The sequence below is a fragment of the Haloferax sp. s1 genome (assembly GCF_058382125.1).
Map to the genome: position 1 here is coordinate 1 of NZ_JBZRPK010000198.1, position 1,864 is coordinate 1,864.

The window sequence follows — 1,864 nt, forward strand, 5'->3', positions numbered from 1 at the left end:
CCGCTGTCGGTCGAACAGTTGGGTATCGCTGGTCACCTCACCGAACACGTCGGGGAACAGTTGCTGTGCGCCGCGCTCGGTTAGGAACAGGTTCTGAATCGGTCCCTGAAAGAGATAGCCACCGCGGTAGACGCGCTCGTTTTTGACCGCCTTGAGTTCGCTCGCGACCGGGTGCGACTGCATGAAGTCGAGCACCGTGTCGCGGAACTCGGTCGCCGACTTGCGTTCGTGAGCACGCAGGAGAATCACGTCGGGGTCGATTTCCAGCATGGTTTCGTAGTCGATTTTCCCGCGGTCGGTGGTGCTCAGCCCCTTCACGCCGGTTCCAGCCAGCGCGTCGCTGACGCCGAGGTCGTGCCACTGCTTCTTGCTCGTCCCTTGGTCATTGAGCCGGTACGGCGAGAACTCCTCGGGTTGGTCGCTGCCCGCGTAGACGAGCAACACGTTCGGTCGCTCGTCCGCTGGCGGAAGCTGCGTTTGGATGTCGGCGATGAACTCGTCGTGGAGCGCCTTGAACGCCTCGTAGCGCTCTTCTTCCTGGAAGAGCTGAGCGACCTTCTCGAACGCCTCGTAGAGGGTGTAGTACCGGTAGTCGTGCCACTCGTCTTCGCGGCGGAAAATGAGATTGCCCACGAACGGTGCGACATTCTTGGAAATTTCGTCGACGTCCTCCTGCTTCCAGCCGAACCAGTTGACGAGCATCTCCGGGTCCATCAGGTGGACTTCGTTGTCCAACTCGTAGAATATCTCCTTTGACATGTCGCTGTCCGACAGTTGGTTCTGCTCGATTCGCTCGCGGTCGATACTCACGCCCGGGAGTTCGTCGTACACGTAGCTGTAGTACCGGCCCGCACCGCCGATACCGGTCATGCTGTCGCCGCCGCCGAGCGCGACACCCATGTCGGCGTAGCCGCCGTCGTAGGCAATCCACGACTCGGGAACCGACTCGAATGTGACCTCGCCAGTCGGTGCCATCGTCACCGAGTACGACGTATCCTCCTCTGCCGTCTCGGTCGCCGTCGAAGCGTCCGTTTCAGTCGCGGTCTCGGCCGCCGTGGTCGTCTCGGCTGACTCGCCGCCTCCCGACGAATCGGACGTACAGCCCGCGAGGAGCCCAGCACCGAGGACTGCACCCCCGTACCGCATGCAGTTACGTCGCGTCAGTTTCTTTCGGCCCGTAGAGTTCTCTTCCATGGGTTTAGGCTACCCTAAATGTATAAGACGTTTTCTAATTTTTGGCGGGCCTAAAAATACGCTGACACGCTTGGCGCGTTCAGTAGTGCCAAGGGTACTCGCGGAACCGCGGTTCGCGCTTTTCGAGGAAGGCATCGCGGCCCTCTTGGGCCTCTTCGGTCATGTAGGCCAGTCGGGTCGCCTCGCCGGCGAACACCTGCTGGCCGACCATGCCGTCGTCGGTCATGTTGAAGGCATATTTGAGCATCCGCATCGCCGTCGGCGACTTCTTCGTCATCTCGTCGGCCCACTCCAGCGCCACGTCCTCTAGTTCCTCGTGGGGAATCGCCTCGTTCGCCATTCCCATGTCCACGGCTTCCTCGGCGGAGTAGGTCTTGCCCATGAAGAACACTTCGCGGGCCTTCTTCTGGCCGACCTGTTTGGCGAGGTACGCAGAGCCGAAGCCGCCGTCGAAGGAGGCCACGTCGGGGTCGGTCTGGAGGAACTTCGCGTGTTCCTCGGAGGCGAGCGTCATGTCGCAGACGACGTGCAGGGAGTGGCCGCCGCCGACGGCCCAGCCCGGAACCACGGCGACGACCGGCTTGGGCATGAAGCGAATGAGTCGCTGGACTTCGAGGATGTGCAGACGCCCGGCTTTCGCCTCGCGGACGAGCGGGTCGTCGGACACGTC

2 protein-coding genes are annotated in these 1,864 nt (G+C 62.1%); both read right to left on the minus strand.

The window, feature by feature from the left end; all coding sequences use genetic code 11:
- Positions 1-1,194, minus strand: a 1,194-nt coding sequence (locus QT222_RS01620; RefSeq protein ID WP_491476092.1) for an ABC transporter substrate-binding protein, incomplete at its 3' end; no start/stop codon positions are given.
- A 79-nt stretch (positions 1,195-1,273) separates the two neighbouring features.
- Positions 1,274-1,864 (minus strand): 1,4-dihydroxy-2-naphthoyl-CoA synthase (locus tag QT222_RS01625; protein ID WP_491476093.1); only part of this gene is annotated, 591 nt, incomplete at its 5' end.